Below are 22,882 nucleotides of genomic sequence, written 5' to 3'. Positions count from 1 at the left end.
CTTTATAATCTATCAACTTGGGGGGGGCTCATCATAGGAAAACTATCAATTACTCCTGATTCAGGCATAATTTTAAATTGATGTTGCGTCCAGCGAAGTAGTTGCGCGACTGGACTTTTTAATAGAAATTGCGCTTCTGGATAAAGCCAATACAAACGATCTAATTGATCACTTGGCTGATAAGCCTGCTCACTAATACCATTCCCCGTCAGATCCCAACCAATGAAACGACTCCAATAATTCCCCTGACGTTCATAACTCCACTCAACGAGGCTATCACCAACATATTTAACCTGAGCCTGGTTATTAATAAATTGATTACGGTAAATCTTATTGCCTTCACCGCCCATCGCCATATAAATACCTACCTCACTATTGGAAAAATTATTATCAAACACTGCATTATCACGTGCACCGTAAATAAACATCCCACGGCCTTCACTTCCCGCAACTTTCGCATGTGAATTAACAATTTTATTGACCCGGTTTGCAGATACTTCAGAGTGATTAGTCATGTTCAGTAACACACCAAAACGTTGGGCCGATTGAACTCGATTATGATGTAACTTGATTTTCTCAGAACTCATTAATGCAAAACCACCATCAACATCTTCAGCATAATTATTAAATGCTTCATCATGAGCGGTATACATATAGTGCAAGCCATATTGCTGGTTAACAAAGTAATTATCGCTCACCAAACTATACTTACCTGACTCAAGATAAATGCCATCTCTCACATGTTTAATCTCGTTGAATTGAATGACGGCATTATCGACCCGCTTTAAGTAAATACCATCTCCTCTGTCCAAAATATGTCCTTGGCTGCTACCAGTAATCACATTGTTTTTAATCGATAAAAAATCACCATTATCTGCTCGAATACCAAAGCTTGGACCCCATAATTCGTTATTTTCAATTAACACATTATTAATGCCGTCGTTAATTAATATTGCGGCATTTAGCTCATATTGGTCTGCCCCCCAATTGACAATTTTTAACGATCGAAGCTTAACATCTGAGCTTGCTATCGTTATTGCACTGCCATAACCCAACGCGTCTATTTCTGCGCCGGGCTTACCAATAATAATGAGCGGTTTATCTATGATAAATTGCCCCTGAAAAACGGCTGGATGCAAGACTAACGTGTCATAAGAATGTGCTTGCTGAATTTTTAGTTGTAAGCTTAGTGGATCTTTCACCTGTATTTCAGCAGCAGTACTTGGCAGAATGAGTATGCCCATAAAAATAGATAACAAACTAGCAAGTCTCATTGTCATACCACTCTACTCAAACGTAATAGTGCCCAATGAAAGTGACCTTATAAAAAGCCACTTTATTTGAGACTAGCATTAATGACTCATGTTTTTTTGTGTGACATGCCCTTTTCGTGCGACATTCCTTCACCTAATACTTCGAGTGTGATCTCATCATATGCCAACACTGCACCGCCAAACTCATTAGCGAAATTTTGCGCTGCATCTGCACTACTAAATGAGCCAACGGAAGGCCCCATAACACCTTTACGATTCGAGCCATAAACATACCAAGCCTTTACTCCATCAATAAAGGAATCATCTTTAGGCATTTCCCATGATGTTTTTGCCATATCATGCACATAAACTTGGCTTACTTGCCGTTGATTCTCCGGCTGTAAAATAAAATTGAACATGTCTCTAGTTGAGCAAAACTTGGGGATTACATCACTATTTTTTAACAACACCTCACCTTTAGGTCCTGGGTATTTTGTGATCATCATGCCGCACATATGACAACGGTCATGATCGTGAATAGCCTGAGAGTTGTGCATTGTTAGCCCATCATTTTGAGGGCCGCAAGCAAATAGCATCGGGATAAACAACAGTAAAACATAAATTCTATTCATATAATTCACACTTAACAGTAAACAATCACATTGAAAGAGCTCCCCCTAAAAGCAGCGGGGGAGTCAATTAATAAAGGGCAGCCCTCAAAACTGATTAAATACCGTAAGTTTGCCCCGCATATAAGATGAACAAACGTAGGCACATCATGCCACTAATGACACATACACCTGATAAGTAGAACGCTTTGGCTGAATGGCTAAAGGTTCTACCTGTGGCAAAGTTAAGTAAGATGGGGCCTAAGAAACCAACCCCAACTACCCCAACCCAGAACAAGTTAGCCCATACACCACTAGTAAATGCAGAAAATGCAGATTGCGCACCTTCATTACCCGTAGCAAGTGACATGGCAATCATCACAATAAACAAAATTTCAGTAATCATGATCGGCCATTCTGCACCGTGTAACAGCTTTAACTCACTACTGTGTAAGTCTTCTTTAAACACTAAAACCGACACCATTTTTGATGCTGCTGCACCAGCAGAAATACCAGATGCGATAAATAATGCAGGTAACACTGCAGTATTAATCAGTGGGAAACGAATTAGTGCTGAAATTAAGAAGCCTGTATATGCACAAACCGACATAGCAAGAATCAAAGTTAATAATTCTAATGGACGACGAATTGGCTTCAACATACTAATAAGTGGCAATAGTATGCTTAACCCCTTAATAGCTTTTATGTCATCTTCAAAGGCATAAAGACACAACACCGCTGTTAATGGGATATAAGCACAAAGCGCGATAACCCCAAGTGACATTACTGAAGTTAAATTGTAAAACACCAAAATACGCCAGAAGAACATAGGGTTAGTTAAATCTAACACTAGACATAACATACCTAAACTTATCGTAACGAACGAAATTAACGCGGCAGCTTTATACAAAGGTGTGTTAGCGGTTTGGCATTTAATAAACCGAAGAGCTAACGCAACAACTAAAGCACCACCAGAGATCCCTGCTAAAAACAAGTACACTGCAATAGGCCATGGCCACGCTATCCCTTTGGATAACCCCATGGTGAATTCCATTGAACCGTCCATCTTATACCCCCAATTTAACGACTGGTATGTAACGTAAACTCGGCTCAGTACCAAACTGAGGTTTCATACGAACAGAGTCTTTGACTGCCAATAATTTATTCACATATGAGTTTGGGTCGTTAATATCACCAAAAACCAATGCGTCATATTTACATAGCTGTACACATGCTGGTAACTCGCCTTTTGATAACTTGCTACTTAAACAAAAATCACAGTTATCAGCGACATTGGTATCTTCATTTATGAAACGAGCATTATAAGGACAGGCGCCAATACAATATTTACAACCGGCACACTTACTTTTATCCATGGTCACAATCCCAGTTTTAGGATCTCTATGTGCTGCACCAGTTGGGCATACACTGACACATGGTGCATTTTTACACTGTTGACAAGAAACACGTACAAACTTACGTTCGCAGTTACATTTGTCTTTACCACAGTGTGGGCAAGCTTTACCTTCTACTCCACCCGATTGATGTTCCATCAAACACTTTGACTTCCCCTCAGGTAAGTTGTTTGCTGTATTACAAGCCAGCTTGCACTCTCCACATCCAGTACATTTGTTTTGATCAAACACCATGACATAATGAGGTTTATTCGTATTAGAACTGTCGTCTTCAACTGAGGTACAACCCATCGGTCCCCAAATTAAAGAAGCAGCCCCAACACCTTTTAGAAACCTCCGTCTCTCTATATTCTCACTCACAACACCCTCCCTATATCAGCATTGGCTGACAGGTATTTATTGGTTCGGCTGTAAATTCAAATGACGAAATTATTGATTCACTTCGTCCAATTGAAATTCGGCTTTTATAATTGCATTAGTAATAGATTGTCGATTAAAAGGTTGAGATTGGTTTGTTAGTAAAATCTGCCAATGCTCGATGGCTATTGCATACTCACCATTTAAGTAAGCGTCTGTTGCAAGTAGCATTCGAGTATGAAGCTCGTCACTTTGGATAGACAAAGCGGTATCAATCACTTGCTTTGTTTCAGGCCCGAATGTGCGAGTATCACGGTAATACATTGATGTTGCTTTCATCCCTAAGAGTTCAGCGTCGTTGCCGACCAAAGAAATAAGCTGGGTTAGCGTCCCGACCGAGTCAGCATATAAGCCGCCTTCGGCATAAGACTGCGCTAACGCCATAAGTGCCCTTTCATCTTGTGGTTGTTGCTCAACTTGCATCCGCCCTTTCGTGATGTTAGCAGCGACAAGATAATCCACATTGTCATCAACTCTACCCTGATCCCAACCTTGAAAATGTCCTCCACTGGCATAAATAGATATCGAAAAGATCAACACGATGACTGACATCCCAAAAGGATAATGAGCGGTAGCAAGACCATTGAACTCATCAAGTTCAACGTTTACAGCCTTGCTAACACCTTTAGTCACTCTGCTATTATTTTTCACCACAGTACTGCTCAAATTACGGTTGTATGCACTGTGATGAAGCCAGAAGAGTCCGATAAATATACTCAGACATATTGCAATACCTAAGGCCAGAATATTCATAAGTGTCTCTTCTTTGAATTGAATAAGTTGTTACGTTAACTAGGCTATTTACCCGCTATTGATTGGTTCATCATGCCTTCCATTCCCATACCACTCAGCCCCATTCCTTTGGCTTTTTCACTTGGTTTTTCGGACTTAACTAACTCAACCTCAAACACTAAGGCTGTTTCACCAGGAATATTACCCGCGCCCTCTGCGCCGTAAGCCAACTCAGATGGAATAGTGAATCGAAAAGTTGAACCAACAGGCATTAGACGTAAACCTTCTTCCCAACCGTCAATAGCCGTTAACAATGCAAAACGCACTGGTTCGGTGGTTTCTTCAAAGACAGTGCCATCAATCAATGAACCTTTGTATTTCACTGTCACCACATCTTCAGCCTTAGGTTTAATACCGTCACCAAGGGTTAACACTTCATACTGCAAACCGGTGTCTGTCACTTTTACACCTGATTTATCTTTGTTTTTCGTTAAATAATCTTCGCTAGCTTTACGACTTGCTAACGCCATTTTTTCATCTTTTTGGGTGTTTAATAAATTCAATAATTCACTTCGCTCATTCAAGTAAGTGATGACGTCCTCATCAGTGATTTTTTGCTGATCTTTTAACGCATCAATCACTCCATCAATAACGTCTTGAACGTCGACTTTTGCACCTAGCTCTGTTTGATTAAAAATTTGGTTTGATAAATAATTACCTACCGAAGCGCCTATACTATAAGACTGTTTTTCAACATCACTTGCCAATCCATCACTCGCAACACTGCTGGCTGATAGTACTAACGAAATACACGTCGCAATGGTTAACGCACTTTTGCTAAGATTTTTCATAAAGAATTCTCACATTATTGAGTTTTACCTATCAGTAAATTACCAATAGCTATTAATCTGAAATAAAGGGTTATGGTTTCTCTGTTGGCCTACCTGATAAGCGCCATCCATAAATGCCCTCGCTCATATGCCTAACGCCGGTATAACCGATTTTCACAGTTTCTCTGGCCGCCATTGCGCTGGAAGTGCATAAAGGATTTGCACAGTAGAAAATCATTACGGCATCCTTATTTTTTGGAAGTAGTTTTTTCCAATTTTTAACGTTGAAATAAATAGCACCCGGAATATATCCTTCAGCCCATAACTCCATCGTGTTCACATCAAAAAAATAAACATCCTCTTTGCCTATTAACGTCTCAGCCTCACGCATTGAGATCGGGTTAAGCTGAATGTCATATACTGGAGCAAGAGTCATCTCTCCGCCGCCGCCAGCGAATACTGGAGTGTTAAATACGACTAACAACGACACTGAAATCAAAATGGTGCTAAGTAGTTTTTTCATTACATTCTCTCTACATATCTCGTCATCACAGCGATGTCGGAATATCGGTAAATGGCTTCCCGCTATTGCGGGAAACCATTATTGATTTACATACTATTTTTATTGATAATTGCTTGAGCTTGGGTGACATATGTCATCGCAGCATCGATACGTTTTTGGCTATAACGTGCACCATGCACCCCCCAAGAACCGTCTTTCTTAAGAAGCGTTACAGCATCTTGAGCTTTATCAGTAAGTAAAAGTACTTGTGATTTATCTTCAACGGATAATTTAGTGACTTCTAGCAGTTTATCGATACCATCCAGTGCAACCACAACCTGAGCGTAGGTGTCTTTAATCGGTGTTTGCCACTTCATCACTTCACCATAAATCTCTTGTTGGTCTTCGTAATGTAAGCTTGGATCGAGTTCGGATTGGAACTGACTATGACAACCTTTGCCATTAACAACGTTATCATCAGAGATTGCAGTACGTGCACATGACCACATTAAGTCTAAGTAGTTATTACCGTTTGCATTTTTAGCAACAGTCCAACCTTTAGTACTTGATACACGAGGCTCACCTTCAGGCGGGTTAAGAGTCTTATTAGTTGGATCTATTTCAATCTTCCACATATGCGACTTACGCACCGCGTCGAAGCCTGCTTGGTCAGGGAACTGCATAGCAGTGAAGTTTTCACAACTACCCATGTTCGGCATATGACAACTTGTACAGGTTTGTTCGCTATGAGACTTAGTGTTCTCTACGATTTCAGCTTGTGCAGCATGACAATCAGAGCACTCTTTCTTCATTTTTGGTTTGGTATAACCAGACTTCCAATCGTTGCTTGTTACTTCATGTGGATCATGACAAGTAGAACAACGCATGCCTTTTTCATAATGCATAGAAGCGAACATTTGCGAACCTTCAGTACCACATGATGGACATGCAGACTTCATTTTCACACCAAATGCATACTCTAACTTCTCTTTACCTTTCTCTGTTTTAGCTAAATCAGGTACAAAATTAAAACGTTGATGACAACGCTCACAGTTAGAAGGCATTCCGCCGCCATTCCCACCGTCTAAGTGACCCCCAGCGCCATGACACTCTTCACAGGCAATACCTTTAGAAATAGTATGTTCTTGTAGTTTTTTAGGGTCGCCTAATGCGGCAAAGTATTCATCTTTAGATTGGAAATCAAACTTGAAGCTATGGCACACTTCACAATAAGAACTTGCTGGTTGGAACAGCATTTCTTTTTCGTATTTCGCTCCGTATGAGCTCATGCCGATTTGATGAGAACCACTTGCGCCAAAAGCTTTACCGTCGTTAGTGGCTGGGAACTCAGGGATAACAGCATTGATTTTTGCCGCCATGGCAGGGGTTAACCATTCGGCCCAACCACGTGAGAATTGGTTACCACCAGCGACCATTTTACCGGTGCCTTCAATAAGTAAACCATCACGAATATGGTATGTGCCACGAACAAGGTAACTATCGATGAAACCATATTTAGTACGAGGCGTACCGACAGTTGCATAGATGGCATCAGGCGTAATACCGTCAGCTAAGATAGACGTATCTTTAGTGCCATACATTGGCTTTTTAAGATCGTTATCAACTTCTGGATGGTCGCCAGGGAAACGAATTGTCTTCGCATGACGAGAGCGGCTCCATGCTTCATATTGGACAGCATGACATTCACCACATTTTTCAGGACCAACAAACTTATTTGGATAATCAAGAATTGATTTCGCGCCTAAACGATATTGAACCGCACTTGGGCGACCAACCATTTCACTATATACAGGGCTATTACCAGTATCGAGATATTCTTCACCCCGGTCGCTTACATGATACTCACCAATTAAATTACCTTCTTCATGATATTTAAATAATGGGTGATTTTGAAAAAGAAAATCAAATAATTCTTTTTCCTGAACAATATAATCTTGTAGTGTTTTAACCCCTTTAGTTTTTTCAACACCATTAGAATGTTCAATTACTTCTAATGCGGTATGCCCCATCGACTTTTCACTTGTTGCCTTTCCGCCTGCATTAACAGTACCTACAGCGCCAAGACAAAGCAGCACACTGAGTGCAGCTAGCTTGTATTTACCCTGTTTCATTGTCCCAATCCTCATCATCATTACTCTATTTTTCTCCACCAAACCTGGCAGTTCAGCGAACGATATAATTAATTTGAGCAAGAGGCATTTTAAAGGTAATTACAGGGCTAACCATGCGCAAGATCACATAGAAAAACGACTCAGAAATAACAAAACATAAAACAAAATAAAGTCTTTAATTACAATAACTTGGATTTTATTTTAGATTATTTTTTATATAAAAATACCGATTTTTTAGCTATAAAAAAATCTAAAAATATATTTGTTAATATAAAAAACTCTCATCTTAAAATAATTGAAATACGAATAAGATCAGCCTCACAGAAAATAAACATCAACAAAGATAATGTTTATTTAACTTTATTCATTAAGTTTTTTAATTATCAAATTTCACGACTCAATGAGTAAAAACCAATGAGTAAAAATTAACTACATACATGATTAATATAACTAGGTATATATAAGATGATCCCAGAAATTGGACATTTACTGATAATCATAGCCACAAGCCTTTCATTATTATTGGCCACCATTCCATTATTCGGGTTATATAAAGGCAACCGATATTTAATCAGCTATTACCGTCCATTAAGTAATATGATGTTATTAGCCTTTATGGCTGCAGTTACCTGCCTAACGCTTAGCTTTATCTGTAATGACTTCTCTGTTGCTTATGTGGCGAACCACTCTAATACTCAACTGGCCACCTTCTATAAAATTGCCGCAGTTTGGGGAAGCCATGAAGGTTCAATGCTTTTCTGGGTCAGTGCCATTGCATTTTGGACGGCATTAATCGCCAATAGAAAGACAGAGAATAATGAAGCGTTTTTTGTCCGTACCGTATCGGTATTAGCCTTGGTCATTTTGGGTTTTAGTTTATTTATCATTTTCACATCAAACCCCTTTGTTAGGCTTCTACCGAACTTTCCAATTGAAGGCCGAGACTTAAATCCAATATTACAAAACATCGGTTTAATTATTCACCCACCGCTATTGTTCCTCGGTTATGTCGGCTTAACGGTTTGCTTTGCAAGTTCAGTATCCGCATTGCTCGGAAAACAATTCACCCAACAACAAGCACAATATATGCGCCCTTGGGCTATTATGGCGTGGGTGTTTCTAACCGGTGGCAATGCGTTTGGTTCGTGGTGGGCTTATAACGAACTTGGCTGGGGTGGTTGGTGGTTTTGGGATCCTGTAGAAAATGCCTCGTTTATTCCATGGCTTGTGGCGACAGCTTTAGTGCATTCAGTAACCATGACTCAGCGCTTAGGGCAATGTAAAAAATTCACGCTATTCTTAGCGATATTGGCTTTTTCACTTAGCTTACTTGGCACCTTTATCGTTCGCTCTGGCGTTGTACAATCTGTGCATGCCTTTGCTGCTGATCCCACCCGTGGTATGTCAATTCTCTTTCTGCTTGTGGTGTTATCTGGTGGAGCTTTAGCGTTATTTGCAAGCCGTATTTCTTATATAACTGCAGAAGACAGGTTCAGTCCTTTTTCCAAAAACACACTTATATTGCTTGGTAACCTCTTATTGGTGGTAGCTGGTCTGTCGGTGCTACTAGGCAGCTACTACCCAATTATTTATAACGTCATCACTAACAACACAATCTCAGTCGGCGCACCTTATTTCAACAGTATTTTTGTGCCCATTATTTTCATCCTGAGTTTCCTGATGGGATTAGCACCTTTGATAAGTTGGCAACAAGAAAAATTATCCAGCTTAAAACGCCCACTGCTTTTGCTATTCGTTTGTGTTGCACTAGTGATACTTATCAGTGTCAATACAGAGCGTACTAATGCATGGTTTTTCTTTGGCTTACTGGCCACTATATGGATTATAGCTTGCACTTGCCTCGCGATGTATCAGCTCCTTAAAAGTAAAACAAAAACCACTCAATCATACCGCTTTTTTGGCATGTGCTTAGCGCACTTTGGCATTGCAATAGCAATTCTTGCGGGTACTGTTGTCTCTCATTTTGAACAAGAAGAAGTCCTAAGTATGGGGCCAGGTCAAGGCAGAGAGTTGGCCGGATATATCTTTGTATTTGAGCAAACCCAGCAGATAACGGCAACAAGCTTTGATGCCCTGCAAGCCAATATCCGTATTATGGATTTAGACGAAAAAACCGTGGGTTATGTTTATCCTCAACGTCAAACCTTTAAAACTAATGGCATGCAAACCACTGCCGCTAGTGTTTACTCTACGGCGTTTCAAGATTTATATGTATCAATGGGCACCAAGTTAAATGAGACTGAATACTTAATCCGTATCAGCTATAAACCTATGGTGAGCTGGCTTTGGATTGGCGCGATATTAATGATGTTTGGCGGTTTTTTTATCGTATTAACAAGCCGCTATCACCAACCCACCACACAGTTAAAGACTTTACCATCCACTTACACTTTACAGGAACTCATCTCATGAATTTAAGAGTCATGATGATAACAATATTACTGTGTGTGTTCATTCCGTCAGTACTCGCTGATACCGCAATGTATAGCCCAGAAGAAAAGCGCAAATTGGGTTTTGAGATTGCCCAAGAGCTTCGCTGCCCTTCTTCTGATAATCGCAGTCTTTTTGACTCACAAACACAAATTGCTAATGAGTTGAAAGGCCACATTTTTAAACAATTAGATGAAGGTCAATCTAAACAGCAAATCATTGATTTTATGGTGGCACGCTTTGGTGAAAGGATCCGTTATAACCCAAGCATCAATAGCGGCACATTCGCACTATGGCTCATACCTTTTATGTTGATTATTCTGTCCATTGTCGGCGGTATTAGCTGGGTAATGACACAACACAAACGGCAATCAGCTAACGAAAAATCTGTAATAGACGAGAAAAATTATGAATAAATTGCTTCCTTTAACACTGTTAATCCTTACCGCCAGTATTCATTTAAATGCACCTGCGTCACCTGTGGATGTTAGAGTCTATAAAACCGGCGACCCTATTGAAAAACCTCTGGTAATGTCGCGCTTTGTTGAACTGCATCATGCTAGAAAGATTGCTGATATACACTTTATGGATCAACAGAAAAATAAGGTAGATTTGCAGCAATATCACGGCAAGTTAGTGATGGTAAATTTATGGGCAACATGGTGCGCCCCCTGTGCTAAAGAAATACCGGCTATGCAGGAAATACAGCAACGAAATAAAGACAAAGATTTTGTCCTTTTACCAATATCAATCGATGAAGATACCAATGCAATTGCTCCTTTCTTTAAAGCGCACGGTATTACAGGCTATGAAACATGGCTAGACCCTGAAAAAAACATCGACTACATCATGCCTGCAGATTTAATCCCAGCCAGCTTCATTCTGGATGGAAAAGGCAATCTTGTTGGTTTTGTTCGTGGTTATATTGATTGGACAGACGACGACATACAGCCTTATTTAGATAGACTTATTGCTAAGTACACCAAACTGTAATTTCATAGTTCAAGGTGATTTTCAACTACTGTCCAATCCCGACTTCTCTAGGGCGGTTCTTTTTATCTCAACAACGGCAGACCGAAGGTCGCCGTTTTCCTTGTAGATTCCGCCTTAATTCATTACCATTATCACCATTTTTTCAATTTTTAGGCTTATTTTATAATGAAGTTATCTGTTTTAGACCAATCCATTTTTAACCATTTATATCGCGACATTTTTGAGTTTCGCAGCACTTTTGATTTACCGGTTAATGACAGTGCTAGCCTAGACGACAAAGCAGATACCTTACACACATCATTAATTATTGAAGAAATGACCGAGCTTGCTGAAGCCGACTCTCGCATCGAACAAGCCGATGCGATTGTTGACTCTGTTTATGTGTTAATGGGCCGTTTAGTGCACTTAGGTGCGTCTCAGGTAAGCGATCGCCTTGAGATCAGTTACCTTATCGATTTATTGCTCAACGTCGCTAAAAACCGTCAAATTGATTTTATTCAATGCTGGGATGAAGTGCACTCAAGCAACATGAGTAAAGTATGCCGCAACCACAAAGAACTCGACGAAACCATTGCCCATTACGCTAAACAAGGTGTCGAGATTGTCGGTAGCACTAAAGGTGAGTTTATTATTGCTAAGTGCGCTAAAGACGTCGAAATGGCAGGTAAAGTTGTGCGCCAAGGCAAAGTATTAAAGTCAGTTTATTATCGCCCTGCAGACTTAACCAAACTAGTACGAAACTAATCAACAAATCAACGACTGGGTTTTCACTTGGTAGTACTGATTGACTCATAAAAAATGCGCTTTTATCAGCGCATTTTTTATGAGCTTTTTATGACTACGCGGCCACTGAGACTTTATTATTAAGCGCCTGAATTAGCAGCTGTGGCTCATCCACACTCAAATGTATCGTAATCATGGGTTCGGGTAACTGGCCCATACCACCATGATAAATGACCGGATGGTTTAAGGTAATAGTGACATTACTCTGCCCACGGCCAATAATAATGGTTTCTGGCTCATCTTTATTTAATTCAGTTGATTCTTGAGCAGCGACACTGGCAATATCGGCAATGTTCACCACCATAAATCCCCACAATGAATTATTGATCACTAAGTTATCTCTGATTAAATACAAAGAGTAATAACGCGATAGCCGATGGTTAGCCACGATAGACATCAAGGTATAGGCAATAATGCTCGAGACAATAATCGCCACCCATTCGCTCCATGAAACCAGTAATAAATAACTGCTACAAGATGCGGTAATACAACCAAATAGCATAAGCCACACATGCCAGCGCGTTGCACTGTTGAGGTTAATATTAGCGATGGCCACCGGATGATGACGTGAAAACCAAGGGATTGAATAAAACCAGTTAGTCGCTTCACTGGCCATAATAAGTGCGATAGTTAAGCTTTTTTCATCGCCATCCCGATACGTTTCTACCGCCCCGACTCTAGGATCGCCCTTAAGCTTTCGCACCTTAATCAAGCCACGAACAACACTCACCACCAAGTACAATTCAATGACCAGCAATACCGCAATAATCGGATAACGTAACCATGCAATAAACTCAAAATAGTGCGCGACTTCGGCAGGGAAACTTAACCGAGCAACCAAGCTGCTTAGACTGAAAATGACAATCAGTTTCCACAGTTTCTGAGCACCCATTTTAATAATGCAGTACCAGTAGCTCAAAGGCAGTAATACAAAATACAATGCACAAATAAGGTATAACGACCGCTTGTCAGCTTCACTCGTTAACGACTCTGGCGTCCACTGAACGCCTATTACAAAGCTAAACACCATTAAGGCTAAAAAGACTAACCGATACTTAACCGTGGCTCTCATTAAATACTTATCCCTGTAGATGTTATTAACCCACGCCATATCATTATTCTGAATATAAACGAGATGATACAAGTCGTTAACATATCAGCAAACATTAGTTTCACTGCTATTGATTGGCGTGAAAATTGTTACTAAAAATTGCCGTAAATGGGGATCACGAAAAATTGCGCTTGAACAGCCAAGTTAAACCATGAATCGCGGTAGTAGGAAAAGCCATCGAATGATCGGCCTCGGGGATCACCAATAGTTTCAGTTGTAATGTGCCGGTTTGAGCAGATGGGTGAGATTGGAGTATTTGATAAAAAGCCTCAGCATCTGCAACCATCTGATGACCATCATGGGTATAAGGTGGTTTCTCTAATTCACCAATGCCAATAAACACCTCGGCAGATATTGCTGGTGTTTGACTAAAACGCTGAGCAAACTGCTGCAACAATTGTTTATTGTCGAACCATAGAGATGGGCTACCCAACACGTAATACGCAAATAGCGTTGGCTGTTCTAATAAAATATGTGCGCCGAGTAACCCGCCTAACGAATTACCCACAAAGGTATTTTGTTGTGTGTCGACTCGATAGTTTTTTTCAATAAAGGGCATAACAACCTGGCTGATAAAGGCAACGTGCCGCTTGGCCTCACCAGTGGGTAGTTTCCAACTCGCATCGTGACTTGGGGTATAGTCGCGGATCCTACTCGCCGAACCTTTGCTCGGCCTCTGATAGCCTATGGCGACTAAAATAGCTTGTTGCATCATGTTGCTGTTCATTGGAAATCGCGTCGCACCAGACACCACTTGCAAGCTATACATGGAGTCCGTCATATAGACTACAGGGTAATGATGAGTACGATTGTTGCGGTAATCTTTAGGTAGTTTGATCATCACTTGATAGTGGCGATCGCCATCGTTAAGCACAAATTGGCGGGTACGAGGAATAGTGACTACTGCAGCTGTGGAATGCACATCGACAGCGTTGCTTGGTAAGCCAGCCAGTAAAGCATCATTGTTCGCGGACTCACTGGCTAGGGATAACCAACAACATATTATCGCACCGATTAACCAAGGAGTTGTTTTCATTCATGCATCCCTGCCCTATGGTAATAAACCATTAACTCAATTCCATTTCATGCTTTGTCGTGATTATACCGCTGCAGAAATAACATAGTCAGCACTTAGCGCGATAAACAAAACCATACCTGCCCAGTTGTTGTTTAAAAAAGCCTTAAAACATGGCGCACGTTCATGACCATAAATTAACCCTTGCTGATACACAGCAAACGCAACAAAGCTGATAATGCCCAAGCCATAAATCACTCCACGCTCAGCCATCAATCCCGCCATCACAAAACACCCTAGGGCGGCAAGTTGAAATAAGCCGATAATCTGCCTATCGTAACGGCCAAATAAAATGGCGGTTGATTTAATGCCCACTTTTAAATCATCGTCGCGATCGACGATGGCATACATGGTGTCGTAAGCCACAGTCCAACACCAATTAGCCATAAATAACCACCAAGCTTCAGCAGGGACTTCGCCGAGTTGAGCGGCATAAGCCATCGGAATAGACCAGCTCCATACAATGCCCAAAAACATTTGCGGCATATTGGTAATCCGTTTCATAAACGGATACATCACAGTTAACACAATGCCAACGACAGATAGCTGCACTACCAGTGGATTGAGCCATAAGACTAAGCTAAATGCGGCGAGCCCCAACACAACAAACAACCCTAGGGCTTCTTTGGCGCTGACCACACCCGACACCAACGGCCGCATACTGGTACGTTCAACATGGGCATCTAAGTTACGATCGGCAAAGTCATTAATAATGCAACCATTAGCACGCATAATCACCACACCGACAATAAATATCAGCAAGACCTTAATGTCTGGCATACCTTGAGCCGCTAACACCAGCGCCATTAAACACGGCCACAGTAGAAGTAAGGTGCCAATGGGTCTATCGATCCGCATTAATCGTGCATATGCATGCAGCTTGTCTTGCAATCGCATTGGTGTCATCTCTCCATGATTTAGCAAACGCAACAGATTAGCAACGCTCTAGTTTTGCTAACGACACCAACAGCCATTTGATGCCGAAATCGACAAACTCAACCTGAACACGCCCTTTTTCACCTGAGCCTTCAAAGTTAATCACCTTGCCTTCACCAAACTTAAAGTGCTTCACTTTAGAGCCAACTCGATAACCGGTATCATTAAAACCATTCGGTTTAGTGGTAACCGTCGCAGGGCGAGCAGGAAAACGCTTGCTAATCGATGGCTTCACCTGAGCACGGATACGAATTTGTTCAACAAACTTTTCAGGAATTTCGTTAATAAACCGTGATGGGCTAGCATAATCTTCACGGCCATAAATACGACGCGACTCCGCATAACTGATGTACAGTTTTTGCATTGCACGGGTCATACCGACATAACACAAACGGCGCTCTTCATCTAACCGATCGCCTTCATCCAGAGCCATTTTACTCGGGAATAATCCTTCCTCTACGCCCGCCATAAACACCATTGGGAACTCAAGTCCCTTGGCCGAATGTAAGGTCATCAACTGCACTGCATCGGTAAAGGCATCCGCTTGGCCTTCGCCAGCTTCTAGTGCGGCATGGGATAAAAAGGCATTAAGCTCGCCTATGTCTTCAAGCTCTTCAGGCATTTCAAAACTGCGGGCAGCGGTAACGAGTTCGTTTAAGTTTTCAATTCGCGCTTGGGCTTTCTCGCCTTTTTCAGCCTCGTACATAGTACGCAAGCCTGAACGATCAATCACATTATCAGTCATGGTATACAGCACCATATCTGCAGTATCCGTTCGCATCGAGATGATCAGTTCCATAAAGCCATTTATGGCATTAGCTGCACGCCCAGCGAGTACTTTCTCTTCGACCAAACGCACACAGGCTTGCCAAAGTGTTAGCTCATGCTGTCTTGCGGTTGAGCGTACAATGTCCAACGTTCGATCGCCAATACCACGAGCAGGGGTATTGACCACACGTTCGAATGCGGCATCATCATCTTTGTTATTGATAAGACGCATATAGCCCATCGCATCTTTAATTTCTTGACGCTCGAAGAAGCGCAAGCCACCGTAAATACGATACGCTAACCCTTTATGTAAAAAGGCTTCCTCTAATACTCGCGATTGCGCATTTGAACGATATAGAATGGCGCACTCGCTCAAACTGCCGCCTTTTTCATGCCACTCGCTAATGCGACTGACAATGAACTTGGCTTCGTCCATCTCATTAAAGGCGCAATAGACTGAAATGGGCTCGCCATCTTTATCTTCAGTCCATAACTCTTTACCTAAACGATCAGGATTATTGGCAATCACAGAGTTAGAAGCGTTCAAAATATTCGCTGTTGAACGGTAATTTTGTTCTAACCGAATCGTTTTAGCCTCAGAAAAGTCTTTTAAGAAACGATGTAAGTTTTCAATTTGCGCGCCACGCCAACCATAAATGGATTGGTCATCATCACCGACAATCATCACATTGGCTGTTTTACCGGCTAACACACGGATCCACGCGTATTGAATCGCGTTGGTATCTTGAAACTCATCAACTAAAATATGACGGAAGCGCTCTTGATAATGGGTCAGTAAATGCGGTTTATTAAGCCATAACTCATGAGCACGTAATAAGATTTCCGCAAAGTCGACCAAACCGGCACGATCGCAAGACTCTTGGTAAATCTTATAAATGTTGAGTAAGTTTTGCTCAATCGGAAAGCTGCCTGCATCAATATGCTTAGGGCGAAGACCTTGATCTTTCTTACCATTGATATAACCCTGAGCTTGACGCGGAGGATACTGCTTCTCATCTAAATTAAGGCTTTTAAGAATGCGTTTGAGTAAACGCAACTGGTCGTCTGAATCAATAATCTGGAAGCTTTGTGGTAAATTGGCATCTTGATAATGAGTGCGCAATAACCGGTGAGCTAAACCATGGAAGGTGCCTATCCACATCCGCCCCATGTTAGTGCCCACGACCTTCTCCACCCGTTCACGCATTTCTGCTGCGGCTTTATTGGTGAAGGTGACTGCCAAAATAGAATATGGACTTTGTTGTTCAACTTGCATTAACCACGCAATACGATGGGTTAATACACGGGTTTTACCACTGCCGGCACCCGCTAACACCAACATATTTGAAAGTGGTGCGCCGACTGCCTCACGCTGCTTATCGTTTAGGCCGTCTAATAATGATGATACGTCCATTTTTCCTCCCAGAAATCTGCGAGGCATTATATCTTAAATAGCGAGATAATGGCGTGCAATACTTCACCTATTTTATATCAACAATTCCCCTAACAAGAGAGATAACCTACTCACTAAGGTAATATCAAAGTCACTAAAATCACTTACTTGTGATGATCTAACTGCTTTAATGAGAGCCTAAATTGACAAAAGAGCAAGCAAAAATTATTATACAAAATAAAGTAATTAATTAATTTTAGCCTTGAGTAAGGGACCTAATAGTTGATTAATCATTAAATTCATCGCTAAACAAACTGAATTAAGTTTGTTATTTGTGGCGAATAAGGCTCGCGAGCATGCCTGCTTATTATCAATATATTCAATGTCATTAATACTCAAAATTCCATTTGAAAAGCATTTATTACCCACAGTTTAAGCTGTATAGGTTGCCATATTGAATATAAAAGATTTAGAACTATTCATTGCTGTAGCAAAGTTAGGCAGTTTTTCTAAAGCTGCAAAATCTTTAGATACTCGCAGAGCATTAGTCAGTCGTCGTATTGGTGATATGGAAAAACAGCTTGGTGCGCCGCTATTTACCCGCACGACAAGAGTCATGACATTAACCTCAGCGGGTCGACAGTATCTTGTTCAAATCGAACCTTTAGTTAATCAATTCAATCATGCTAGTGATGTGTTCAAACATCGCCATGATGAAGTTCAAGGCAAATTACGCATTGGTTTACTGCCTTTTGTTGACAAGCTTATGGATAAATATATTGCTAATTTTATTCATGATTATCCACAAGTACAGTTAGAAGTGTTTGTTGTGCAGGGGCAAATCCAAGACCTAAAGCGCTTAGATCTAGATTGCATGCTCAATGTCAGTGATGACAGCAAAGGCAATCTTTGCGCAAAAAAACTGATGACCTTTGAACGAAAAATGTATGCCAGCAACCTTTATCTTGAACAATCATCGGTAATTGAGACCATTGATGATTTACATTACCACTCATTATTGGGGTATCGCTCTGCAGAGGGGGTATTAGAAGATAAATGGATATTTCCACATGCAGAGATTAGCAGCAACCATAAAATTATTTGCAGTGATTACAACTCCTTGTATCATTTTTGTTTAGGTGGTGCAGGCATTAGCTTATTGCCTCAGATCATTGCGGCCGAGGCCGTTGAAAGTCAGCAATTAATTAATGTATTACCTGAACTCAGTGCCGGATTCAAAGACATTAATATCATTTACCCGACAGATAGTTGTTTATCCGCTGTTGCCAAAGTCTTTGTTGAATATATGATTAATGCTGTCGCATTGGCTGAATAATCATGACTTGGCTTAATCCTAAGCAACAAGTCAAGATACTAGTTTATGGCTAACTGCTGCCCTGCACTGTCTGACGAATATTGCCATTGTTGGTATTGCGGTGCGCTGCCATCATAAAACCACACCACCGCCATTAGATTCCGTTGATGATTTGCTACAAGTAATTGTTCATTCAATTGGCCATTATTAAGCGCCCCACGTAACAAACACGACTCATAATTAACCGTAATTATCTGATTTTGTTGTTGATAATCATCACATAATGAAAAATATCCTCGCTGACTTGTAGCAAGATCCACCTGCACTAAAAGAGTAAAAGCCGCTTGTAAATCATAATCAGGATCAACGACTAAGTCATCGAGTGAAGTAGGATCCACAACAGGAATAACTATCGGCGTGGTTGGTATCGTAGTTGCTGGTGGTGTGGTGATCGGTGTAGTGATTGTCGTTGGCGGCGTGACTGACGCTTTAGAAGAGTCATCATCTCCACCACCTCCGCCACAAGCGGTCAGCAGAGCTAAAGTAGATAGACTCGCACCAGTGACAATTAACCCGCGACTTTGTTGCAGGGCCATCTTGATCTGTTGCTTAATATGCAGGGTAACAGTTGAAGTAAATCTCATATTAGTTCGCCTTCTATTTATTAGTATCATTGTTCAGTATTTTATTTTTACGTTGCATTACAGCGTCACAACTAGTCTTTAAAAATTAACTCGCTATCTGCATTGATATACCAATAAGGGTTACTATTACCGCTAGCATCGGCAGCAAAATCAACAAACTCCACATAGGTATGATCAAGTCGTTGTAGTTCAATGGGGTGTTTCCATGTGTCAGGTACTTCAATTGCCCAACTCATTCCATTTTGATCTTGAAAGTATTGTCCTAGTGCAACATTAGACGCATCGTCACGTTGACCTAAAAAGGCTGGATTAAATAAATCGGTGGGGAGTTTATTTTTTAAATGAACTTCAAGCGATCGGCCGGGATTTTTGCCGCCATTAATATTTTTAGCAGCTAAACCATGGTCAGTATTGGGTGTCGCAAAAATAAACGGATCATAAGGAAAATCAGGCATTAAGGCTTCATCAACCGCATTCACAAAGGGCACCGTCATTTGCCAGTTGGCACGATAACTGGTACCGCAACCAAGTTCAGTACGGAAATATTCACAACCATTGCCTTTAGTTGCATGTTTCCATAAATCGTCACTCAGCACCATAACTGCATTAGTTTGCCCCGCTTCTAAAGGCGAGTGAGTTTGTTTCTGTCCTTGTACCGTCCACTCAATAGCTGACTCTTGTACATTATTTCGTGCTATACCGGGTAATTGAATAGCAAAACCATTGTGGTACCAAGCTCCCATAGCAACAAGTTGTGCGTTAAAGCCAACACGCCGCACTTGGTTATCTTTAACAAATTGGGTGATCCTGAGCTGCATAACGACATCGTTCATATCAAAGTCGCCTTGGTCGGGATACAAATCTTCATAAGCTAACGTCGTAAAACCTGAAGATGATGGGTAGTAAGTCATGGTGATACCCGTTTCGGTAACGGTAATAGGATAATCTTCAACTTCGCCGTCACTGACACCACCTGTAGGTAAAATATCAGCGACTGAACTTAATCGAAAACGTGACCAAGTTGGACCCGCTTTAGCCCAATTAGGCACTGATATTAGCAATGTATGGGAACCTGCACTTACAGATTGACCTGAGACGATGCGATCTTCTTCATCAAACTGGCCATCTTGTGCCCAATCAATCCAAGCATTTAAAAAACCTGCTTTTCCTTGTGTAGTCACCAGCAAAATGGCATCTTCACCAATTTCAAATCCAGTTGGCATACTGATGCCATCGTCATCATCAATACCATCACTCACATCGTCTGAAAGCGGATCTGGATAACCGTCTGATTCACTATCATTGAGTAACCCTAAAGCCATTGATCCATCAATGCCATGGCGCGCACCATTATCAGTCATAAGAGTGCCATAACTCACTGGTGCATCACCAAAATCTACCGCATCCCCAACAGGAACCTCTGCTAATGCACATCGCGCACCGTCATTGGATGTTGAAGATGGGCCATATGAAAATAGTTCTGCACTGGGTTGCGGCTGTTCAACATTGACCTTATAAACATTTCCGTTGCCATTATTACTGATATACAAATTACCTTGTGGATCAAAAAACTGGGCGCCAAAGGTAAAGTTACTATCTGAAGTAATCACTATGCCTAAGCTTTCATGCCCTCCTGTTGAAGGATCTATTGAAATTAATTCACCTGATTTGCCATTAGTCACGGCATATAAAAAGCCATTGTTTGGGTGAAATGCAAAATCGGTAATATTGTAATTGGCCATTGATTGACTGCCAGCCACCAAATCCATGGTTAATGGGACAACATTTAAATCTACCCGAAATAAACCGACTTTTTTCCTATATCCGTACCAGACGTTTTCAGTTAACGCGACATCGCCAACATAAAAATTGCCTGCAGCAGTTGCGGCAGAATCTTTAATTAATGTCAAAGGTTGAGCCTGATAGTCAGCACCTATCCGGGCCAACGTTTGATGTTGATAATCCCAGCCATAAAGGTAATTGTCATTATAACTAAAACCCGTACCATTTAAGGCGGCATCAATGCCCATATTGCTGGATAAGGTAAGGTAGCTACCGGTTCCGAGATCGACACCATATACAATAGGCTTAGATGCTGGCGTTTGGATAATAAACGCTTCGTTTGGGCAGGCTTCAAAAGGTTCACTTGCTTGTGCAGCACTCGACATAGCTAATGTCAAAGCACCTAACGTAAAGCCTCTATAAAGGGGATAACGAGATAACATGTTAGAAAAAAGTAAATTCATATTGGTGTTCCCATCTTTCACTTATCGTAATTAATAGTAAGCAAATAACAAGCCAACATTTTAGCTGTTATATTTCAAAAACTTACATTAAATCTCGAATTGCAAATTGCAAAATAAATGCAAATTGAAAATGATTAACACATGCGAGAGGCCAAACTGAACTTATTCGGTAATATTTTAGATTTATGATGGGAGGCGATTAAAAACATCAGATTACATCAATGCATTAATCATATTAAGCCATTGATGTTGTAATTGCTGCCATTGGGTATGACGCCATAATGCTAACGTTTCAGAGTCAGTCAGGGGGGCTGGATCGGTTTGCCACTGTTGTAAAAACCTATGAATAGCTTGTTGAATGGCTTCAGCATTAGCGTGTTCAATCGTTATGCAAGCTGGACCGAGATCTCGCTGAAAATGAGAGACTAATTGATCTCCTAAACCATCTACAGAAGTCGATATTATCCATTTAGCCATGGAACTGGCTTCAATAAACACCAATCCAAAGGGTTCCCATCGTGATGGGATAATTACCGCATCACATTGGCTTAAAAAAGCAGGAACGTCATTAATGCATCCAACAATACTAACGTGAGGTAAATGCGATGCTAGCGCCTCTAGTTGTGCTAATTGAGGTCCTTCACCGCCGAGTATTAATTGACAACTGTGGACTGGAATATTCGCCATAGCTTGCAGTAACACATCAAAACCTTTCTGATGATGAAACCGGCCATATGCGGCGATAATAGGTATTCTTGGCGCAGTAATATTGTCGGGCGTTGAAAGATTATTTGAAACCATGGGAACAAATGCACTCAAGTCACGACCCTGTCCTAGCAATGCTATCGACTCCGGCTTGATTAAATGATGAGTGAGCATCCATTGTTGTTGCGAGGTTGAAATGGCAATAACAGTATCCATTAAGGCATAAGTCCATTTCAGCATACGATAAAAACGTTTCGTAGAAACAATTTGCTCATTAACAAAATGTTGGCTGTAATGATGCTCTTGAAGTAAAAAAGGCGTGCGAGGATATTGTAACTTTAAACAAATTAAGCCAATGAGTTTGCGCCAATTTGATGCCCCATGAAAACAAATAATATCAGCGTCTGTGCGAACTCGAGTCGGAACAGTTAAATCAAGATATCGCACCTCAAAATCACATTGTTTTGCTAATAATGGAGAATGGCATAACGCCTGTAACGCAAAATTAACGCCACCCATTTCAGCATCATCGACACAATGTAAAATTTTTAGTCGCATCCAAACCCTTTTGGT

General features: G+C 41.0%; 20 protein-coding genes. 5 read left to right on the top strand and 15 right to left on the bottom strand.

Going from position 1 to position 22,882, the window contains the following annotated elements; genetic code table 11:
• Positions 1–2: 2 nt before the first annotated feature.
• The 8 genes from nosD to EGC80_RS07830 form a co-directional block, all read right to left on the bottom strand.
• Complete coding sequence (nosD, locus tag EGC80_RS07865; protein ID WP_233768620.1) at positions 3–1,280, bottom strand: nitrous oxide reductase family maturation protein NosD; 1,278 nt, start codon at positions 1,278–1,280, stop codon at positions 3–5.
• A gap of 80 nt (positions 1,281–1,360) precedes the next feature.
• Positions 1,361–1,885 (bottom strand): nitrous oxide reductase accessory protein NosL, encoded by a 525-nt coding sequence (locus EGC80_RS07860; protein WP_124012496.1) that lies wholly within the window; start codon positions 1,883–1,885, stop codon positions 1,361–1,363.
• A 94-nt stretch (positions 1,886–1,979) separates the two neighbouring features.
• Positions 1,980–2,927 carry an NrfD/PsrC family molybdoenzyme membrane anchor subunit gene (gene nrfD / locus EGC80_RS07855; protein ID WP_124012497.1) on the bottom strand — a complete coding sequence of 316 codons (948 nt, stop codon included), beginning with the start codon at positions 2,925–2,927 and terminating at the stop codon, positions 1,980–1,982.
• Position 2,928: 1 nt separating this feature from the next.
• The gene (locus EGC80_RS07850) at positions 2,929–3,636 is read right to left on the bottom strand and encodes a 4Fe-4S dicluster domain-containing protein (RefSeq protein WP_124012498.1); all 708 of its coding nucleotides are present in this window, start codon (positions 3,634–3,636) and stop codon (positions 2,929–2,931) included.
• Between the two features lie 69 nt (positions 3,637–3,705).
• Complete coding sequence (locus EGC80_RS07845) at positions 3,706–4,446, bottom strand: nitrite reductase (RefSeq protein ID WP_124012499.1); 741 nt, start codon at positions 4,444–4,446, stop codon at positions 3,706–3,708.
• 44 nt (positions 4,447–4,490) lie between these two features.
• A complete protein-coding gene (locus EGC80_RS07840; RefSeq protein ID WP_124012500.1) occupies positions 4,491–5,276 on the bottom strand; it encodes an FKBP-type peptidyl-prolyl cis-trans isomerase in 786 nt (261 codons plus the stop codon).
• Between the two features lie 70 nt (positions 5,277–5,346).
• Positions 5,347–5,778 carry a rhodanese-like domain-containing protein gene (locus EGC80_RS07835; RefSeq protein WP_124012501.1) on the bottom strand — a complete coding sequence of 144 codons (432 nt, stop codon included), beginning with the start codon at positions 5,776–5,778 and terminating at the stop codon, positions 5,347–5,349.
• 86 nt (positions 5,779–5,864) lie between these two features.
• Positions 5,865–7,889, bottom strand: a complete 2,025-nt coding sequence (locus EGC80_RS07830) for a multiheme c-type cytochrome (RefSeq protein ID WP_124012502.1) — start codon at positions 7,887–7,889, stop codon at positions 5,865–5,867.
• Positions 7,890–8,354: 465 nt separating this feature from the next.
• On the opposite strand from EGC80_RS07830, the gene EGC80_RS07825 reads away from it, so the two are divergent.
• The 4 genes from EGC80_RS07825 (at position 8,355) to EGC80_RS07810 (ending at position 12,077) form a co-directional block, all read left to right on the top strand.
• Positions 8,355–10,322, top strand: coding sequence for a heme lyase CcmF/NrfE family subunit (locus EGC80_RS07825; RefSeq protein WP_233768619.1), 1,968 nt, complete (start codon positions 8,355–8,357; stop codon positions 10,320–10,322).
• Entirely contained in the window at positions 10,319–10,756 is a 438-nt protein-coding gene (locus EGC80_RS07820; protein ID WP_124012504.1) for a cytochrome c-type biogenesis protein, read from the top strand. Before EGC80_RS07825 ends, EGC80_RS07820 begins: the two co-directional genes overlap by 4 nt.
• The gene (locus tag EGC80_RS07815; protein ID WP_124012505.1) at positions 10,749–11,333 is read left to right on the top strand and encodes a TlpA family protein disulfide reductase; all 585 of its coding nucleotides are present in this window, start codon (positions 10,749–10,751) and stop codon (positions 11,331–11,333) included. Before EGC80_RS07820 ends, EGC80_RS07815 begins: the two co-directional genes overlap by 8 nt.
• A 165-nt stretch (positions 11,334–11,498) precedes the next feature.
• Positions 11,499–12,077, top strand: coding sequence for a nucleoside triphosphate pyrophosphohydrolase family protein (locus EGC80_RS07810; protein WP_124012506.1), 579 nt, complete (start codon positions 11,499–11,501; stop codon positions 12,075–12,077).
• Positions 12,078–12,171: 94 nt separating this feature from the next.
• On the opposite strand, the gene EGC80_RS07805 is transcribed toward EGC80_RS07810, so the two are convergent.
• From EGC80_RS07805 to uvrD, 4 genes are all read right to left on the bottom strand, one after another.
• A complete protein-coding gene (locus tag EGC80_RS07805; RefSeq protein ID WP_124012507.1) occupies positions 12,172–13,188 on the bottom strand; it encodes a hypothetical protein in 1,017 nt (338 codons plus the stop codon).
• A gap of 154 nt (positions 13,189–13,342) precedes the next feature.
• The gene (locus tag EGC80_RS07800) at positions 13,343–14,263 is read right to left on the bottom strand and encodes an alpha/beta hydrolase (protein WP_124012508.1); all 921 of its coding nucleotides are present in this window, start codon (positions 14,261–14,263) and stop codon (positions 13,343–13,345) included.
• Between the two features lie 63 nt (positions 14,264–14,326).
• Positions 14,327–15,199: a 4-hydroxybenzoate octaprenyltransferase gene (gene ubiA, locus EGC80_RS07795; RefSeq protein WP_124012685.1), complete on the bottom strand. Its 873-nt coding sequence runs from the start codon at positions 15,197–15,199 to the stop codon at positions 14,327–14,329.
• A gap of 37 nt (positions 15,200–15,236) precedes the next feature.
• The gene (uvrD, locus tag EGC80_RS07790; RefSeq protein ID WP_124012509.1) at positions 15,237–17,420 is read right to left on the bottom strand and encodes a DNA helicase II; all 2,184 of its coding nucleotides are present in this window, start codon (positions 17,418–17,420) and stop codon (positions 15,237–15,239) included.
• Positions 17,421–17,853: 433 nt separating this feature from the next.
• Between uvrD and EGC80_RS07785 the strand changes: the two genes are divergently transcribed.
• The gene (locus tag EGC80_RS07785) at positions 17,854–18,735 is read left to right on the top strand and encodes a LysR family transcriptional regulator (RefSeq protein ID WP_124012510.1); all 882 of its coding nucleotides are present in this window, start codon (positions 17,854–17,856) and stop codon (positions 18,733–18,735) included.
• Between the two features lie 38 nt (positions 18,736–18,773).
• On the opposite strand, the gene EGC80_RS07780 is transcribed toward EGC80_RS07785, so the two are convergent.
• The 3 genes from EGC80_RS07780 to EGC80_RS07770 form a co-directional block, all read right to left on the bottom strand.
• Positions 18,774–19,358, bottom strand: a complete 585-nt coding sequence (locus EGC80_RS07780) for a hypothetical protein (protein ID WP_233768618.1) — start codon at positions 19,356–19,358, stop codon at positions 18,774–18,776.
• 71 nt (positions 19,359–19,429) lie between these two features.
• Positions 19,430–21,604 carry an LruC domain-containing protein gene (locus tag EGC80_RS07775; protein ID WP_233768617.1) on the bottom strand — a complete coding sequence of 725 codons (2,175 nt, stop codon included), beginning with the start codon at positions 21,602–21,604 and terminating at the stop codon, positions 19,430–19,432.
• A gap of 213 nt (positions 21,605–21,817) precedes the next feature.
• Entirely contained in the window at positions 21,818–22,867 is a 1,050-nt protein-coding gene (locus EGC80_RS07770; RefSeq protein ID WP_124012511.1) for a glycosyltransferase family 4 protein, read from the bottom strand.
• Between the last annotated feature and the right edge of the window lie 15 nt (positions 22,868–22,882).

Origin of the sequence: Shewanella psychromarinicola, assembly GCF_003855155.1 — a bacterium.
Taxonomy (GTDB): Bacteria; Pseudomonadota; Gammaproteobacteria; order Enterobacterales; family Shewanellaceae; genus Shewanella; species Shewanella psychromarinicola.
The sequence above is the reverse complement of the archived record's forward strand: the minus strand, read 5'-3'. Positions and strand labels throughout refer to the sequence as shown.

Bases quoted from the DNA above. Each gene is read 5' to 3' on its own strand.
- nosD (WP_233768620.1), bottom strand. From the start codon at position 1,280: ATGACAATGAGACTTGCTAGTTTGTTATCTATTTTTATGGGCATACTC.
- EGC80_RS07860 (WP_124012496.1), bottom strand. From the start codon at position 1,885: ATGAATAGAATTTATGTTTTACTGTTGTTTATCCCGATGCTATTTGCT.
- nrfD (WP_124012497.1), bottom strand. From the start codon at position 2,927: ATGGACGGTTCAATGGAATTCACCATGGGGTTATCCAAAGGGATAGCG.
- EGC80_RS07845 (WP_124012499.1), bottom strand. From the start codon at position 4,446: ATGAATATTCTGGCCTTAGGTATTGCAATATGTCTGAGTATATTTATC.
- EGC80_RS07840 (WP_124012500.1), bottom strand. From the start codon at position 5,276: ATGAAAAATCTTAGCAAAAGTGCGTTAACCATTGCGACGTGTATTTCG.
- EGC80_RS07835 (WP_124012501.1), bottom strand. From the start codon at position 5,778: ATGAAAAAACTACTTAGCACCATTTTGATTTCAGTGTCGTTGTTAGTC.
- EGC80_RS07830 (WP_124012502.1), bottom strand. From the start codon at position 7,889: ATGAAACAGGGTAAATACAAGCTAGCTGCACTCAGTGTGCTGCTTTGT.
- EGC80_RS07825 (WP_233768619.1), top strand. From the start codon at position 8,355: ATGATCCCAGAAATTGGACATTTACTGATAATCATAGCCACAAGCCTT.
- EGC80_RS07820 (WP_124012504.1), top strand. From the start codon at position 10,319: ATGAATTTAAGAGTCATGATGATAACAATATTACTGTGTGTGTTCATT.
- EGC80_RS07815 (WP_124012505.1), top strand. From the start codon at position 10,749: ATGAATAAATTGCTTCCTTTAACACTGTTAATCCTTACCGCCAGTATT.
- EGC80_RS07810 (WP_124012506.1), top strand. From the start codon at position 11,499: ATGAAGTTATCTGTTTTAGACCAATCCATTTTTAACCATTTATATCGC.
- EGC80_RS07805 (WP_124012507.1), bottom strand. From the start codon at position 13,188: ATGAGAGCCACGGTTAAGTATCGGTTAGTCTTTTTAGCCTTAATGGTG.
- EGC80_RS07800 (WP_124012508.1), bottom strand. From the start codon at position 14,263: ATGAAAACAACTCCTTGGTTAATCGGTGCGATAATATGTTGTTGGTTA.
- ubiA (WP_124012685.1), bottom strand. From the start codon at position 15,199: ATGCGATTGCAAGACAAGCTGCATGCATATGCACGATTAATGCGGATC.
- uvrD (WP_124012509.1), bottom strand. From the start codon at position 17,420: ATGGACGTATCATCATTATTAGACGGCCTAAACGATAAGCAGCGTGAG.
- EGC80_RS07780 (WP_233768618.1), bottom strand. From the start codon at position 19,358: ATGAGATTTACTTCAACTGTTACCCTGCATATTAAGCAACAGATCAAG.
- EGC80_RS07775 (WP_233768617.1), bottom strand. From the start codon at position 21,604: ATGAATTTACTTTTTTCTAACATGTTATCTCGTTATCCCCTTTATAGA.
- EGC80_RS07770 (WP_124012511.1), bottom strand. From the start codon at position 22,867: ATGCGACTAAAAATTTTACATTGTGTCGATGATGCTGAAATGGGTGGC.